This window comes from Caldicoprobacter sp., assembly GCF_047459465.1.
In the GTDB taxonomy this organism is placed as follows: Bacteria; Bacillota; Clostridia; order Caldicoprobacterales; family Caldicoprobacteraceae; genus Caldicoprobacter.
On the sequence record NZ_VSCO01000159.1, the window covers coordinates 1 to 3,758 of the forward strand.

A 3,758-nucleotide genomic window follows, 5' to 3' on the forward strand; every position below is an offset into this window, starting at 1 on the left:
TGGAGATGGAACCTGCGCTACGATTGAAAGAAAGCGATCATGAGAAAGGTGGTATATAATGAGCCTTAGCAATACGCCGCGTTCGGAACGCCTGCACATTGCCATATTTGGAAGGAGAAATGCCGGAAAGTCCAGCCTTATAAACGCCCTGACCGGCCAGGATATCGCTCTTGTGTCGCCGGTAAAGGGTACCACCACTGATCCGGTATATAAGGCCATGGAGCTATTACCTTTGGGGCCTGTGGTATTGATCGATACGGCAGGCCTGGATGATGAGGGTGAGCTGGGGGAGCTTCGAAGAAAGAGGACGCTGGAGGTTTTGAACAAGACCGATGTGGCTATTTTGGTAGTGGATGGGAGCGCAGGTATAGGTGAGTTTGAAGAATATATGGTGGGCATGCTTAAAAAGCAGGGCATGCCTATCGTAGGGGTTATCAATAAGGCTGACCAATCCACGATCCCTGCCGAAGTCATAGCAGCGTACGGTAAAAGATGGGGAATTCCCATTGTAGAGGTGTCTTCCGCTACCGGGAGGGGGATAGAGGAGTTAAAGGAGGCCATTATTAAAGCCGCGCAGGTAGAGGAGAACCAGGATTGTATAGTGAGGGATTTGATCTCTCCCGGAGATTTTGTGGTACTGGTGGTACCCATCGATAAATCGGCGCCCAAGGGCAGGCTCATTCTTCCCCAGCAGCAGACCATAAGGGACATTCTGGACGGTAAGGCAATGGCCGTTGTGACCCAGGAGGACAGGCTTAGAGCTACGCTGGACGGCCTGAAAGTCAAACCGCGGCTGGTCATCACCGATTCCCAGGTGTTTCATAAGGTTGCGGCCGATACGCCCCCGGATATACCCCTTACTTCGTTTTCCATCCTTTTTGCGCGGTACAAGGGCGATTTGAGGGAACTGGTGAGGGGTGCCAGGGCTGTTGATCAACTCAAGGACGGAGATAGGGTCCTTATAGCCGAAGCCTGTACCCACCACCGGCAGGACGACGATATAGCCAGGGTCAAGATCCCCCGCTGGCTTTTGCAAAAGACAGGCAGGAATTTGAAACTCGATTTTGCAAGCGGGATGGATTTCCCGGATAATCTGAACGAGTATTCCCTGGTCATCCACTGCGGCGGCTGCATGCTCAACAGGAAGGAGATGCGGAACCGAATAAGGCGGGTTGTGGATGCCGGGGTACCGATCGTCAACTACGGCGTTTTTATAGCCTATGTTCAGGGGATTTTGGATCGGGCATTGCAGCCGTTTAAAGGGCAAATATAATTTTAAACACTTGAGCTATTATGGGCTATAGAGCTGGCAATAATGGCACGGAGGATTTAAAGCTAGGAACCTTTTGCCAGCTTGAAAATACAAAATTTTGCTTAATGGTCAAGTTTAACAAAAATTATAAATTTCAGAAGGGGATGATTGGTCATGTTGACGGCTGAAAAGGCCGATTTTATAAAGGACGATGTAATATTTGAGGCACTGGAGAAGGGGAAAAACAGGACGAGGGAAGAAGTCGAGGCCATTATAGAGAAAGGCAGGCAGGCCAAGGGCTTAACCCTGGAGGAGACAGCCGCCCTCCTTCAAATCGATGACCCAGAACTTAACGAGAAACTCTTTGAAGCCGCACGTCAGGTAAAGGATGCCATATACGGCACCCGTATAGTGCTGTTCGCGCCGCTGTATGTGTCCAACTATTGCGTAAACAGGTGCAGGTACTGTGGGTATAAATGCACCAATAAAATTCCGAGAAGGAAGCTTACCGATGAGGAAGTGCGCAGGGAAGTGGAGATAATCGAAAGCCTAGGGCACAAGAGGATTGCCCTGGAGGCTGGCGAAGATGACAAAAACTGCCCCATCGAGTATATAACCCATGTGATGGACGTGATATACAGCACAAAGATTAAAAACGGGAGCATCAGGCGTATTAACGTCAACATAGCCGCAACCAGCGTGGAAAACTACAGAAAGCTGAAAGCTGCCGGGATTGGGACTTACGTGCTGTTCCAGGAGACCTATCACCGCGAAAGCTATAGCAAATACCATCCCTCGGGCCCCAAGAGCGACTACGACTACCACACCACCGCCATGGACAGGGCGATGGAAGCAGGCATAGACGATGTAGGCCTGGGCGTGCTGTTTGGCCTTTATGATTACAGGTACGAGGTTCTCGGGCTTTTGCTCCATGCGCAGCATCTGGAGGAGAAGTTCGGGGTGGGACCGCACACCATTTCGGTGCCAAGGCTCAGGCCGGCCGTGGGCGTTTCTCTGGACGAATATCCCTATTTGGTATCCGACCACGATTTTAAGCGGATAGTGGCCATACTGCGTTTGGCTGTGCCGTATACGGGCATCATTCTCTCGACGCGTGAAGCGCCCGGATTCAGGGAAGAGGTTATCAATCTCGGAGTTTCGCAGATCAGCGCTGGGTCCTGCACTGATGTGGGGGGGTATATGCTCCATGAGCAGGGTGACAATCAGCCTCAGTTTGAGCTGGCCGACCATCGTTCACCCCTTGAGGTCTTAAAGAGCCTGTGCAGGCAGGGTTATCTGCCCAGCTACTGTACCGCCTGCTATCGGGCAGGCAGAACAGGAGAGAGGTTTATGGCCTTTGCCAAAAGCGGGCAGATCCACAACCTATGCTATCCCAATGCCATACTGACATTCAAGGAATATTTAGAGGACTACGCCGATGATGAATTGAAGGCTTTAGGCAACCAGGTAATCGAGAGAAATCTTGCAAAAATCCCCAATCCTGTTATGCGCGATAAGACCATAGAAAGGCTGAGAAGAATTGAAAATGGCGAAAGGGATTTGTTCTTCTAATCCTTTTGCCGGCACAAGACGTGAAATTTTGTGTTTGTTTTAAAACAGATATTTGGAAATAAAAAGCGCAGAGGAGGTATCCGGTGAACAGCTTGGATTTACTGCTTGATAAGCTTTACAATACCAATGAGCTATCCAGGGATGAGCTCATTTATGTGCTGGAAAATTTGGACGAAGAGCATACTCAGAAGCTGTTTGATTATGCCAGAAGGACCAGGGATCGGTATTACGGCAACAAGGTTTATATGCGCGGACTCATTGAATTTTCAAACATATGCCGAATGAACTGCTTATACTGCGGTATACGTGCGGGCAATTCAAAGGCCGAAAGATACCGCTTGAGTGAAGAGGAAATATTTGAATGCTGCAGGGAAGGGTATGCTCTAGGGTACAGGACTTTTGTGCTTCAAAGCGGAGAGGACCCGTGGTATACGGCGGATAGAGTTGTGAGCATAATTGCCCGCATAAAAAAATCCTTTCCCGATGCGGCCATCACTTTATCCATAGGCGAAAGGGATGACGATGAATACCGCGCTTTTTTTGAGGCGGGGGCAGAGCGATACCTGCTTCGCCACGAGACGGCGTCCAAAAGCCTGTATGAAAGGCTTCATCCCGGGGCAAGCTTCGATAACCGCAGAAGGTGTCTATGGGTGCTCAAGGAGATAGGATATCAGGTGGGAGCCGGCTTTATTGTGGGTTTGCCCGGCCAGACCAAGCAAGATCTGGTGGAGGATTTGCTGTTTCTCAAACAGCTCAACCCCCATATGATAGGTATCGGGCCTTTTATTCCCCATAAAGAGACGCCGCTTGGAAAGGAAAAAGCAGGCACCGTGGAGGATACGCTGGTCATGGTGGCGCTGGCGCGCCTTTTGGTGCCCGATTGCCTGCTTCCGGCTACAACCGCCATGGGGACTCTGCATCCCAGGGGAAGGGA

At 50.4% G+C, this 3,758-nt stretch carries 3 protein-coding genes; all 3 read left to right on the plus strand.

The genetic code is table 11. The features are described 5' to 3' along the window. Positions 1-58 precede the first annotated feature (58 nt). Positions 59-1,273 carry a [FeFe] hydrogenase H-cluster maturation GTPase HydF gene (hydF, locus tag FWJ59_RS08535; protein ID WP_414481521.1) on the plus strand — a complete coding sequence of 405 codons (1,215 nt, stop codon included), beginning with the start codon at positions 59-61 and terminating at the stop codon, positions 1,271-1,273. A gap of 156 nt (positions 1,274-1,429) precedes the next feature. Then, complete coding sequence (gene hydG, locus FWJ59_RS08540; RefSeq protein ID WP_092282377.1) at positions 1,430-2,824, plus strand: [FeFe] hydrogenase H-cluster radical SAM maturase HydG; 1,395 nt, start codon at positions 1,430-1,432, stop codon at positions 2,822-2,824. Positions 2,825-2,916: 92 nt separating this feature from the next. Next, positions 2,917-3,758 (plus strand): [FeFe] hydrogenase H-cluster radical SAM maturase HydE (gene hydE / locus FWJ59_RS08545; protein WP_414481522.1); only part of this gene is annotated, 842 nt, incomplete at its 3' end.

Bases quoted from the DNA above. Each gene is read 5' to 3' on its own strand.
- hydF (WP_414481521.1), top strand. From the start codon at position 59: ATGAGCCTTAGCAATACGCCGCGTTCGGAACGCCTGCACATTGCCATA.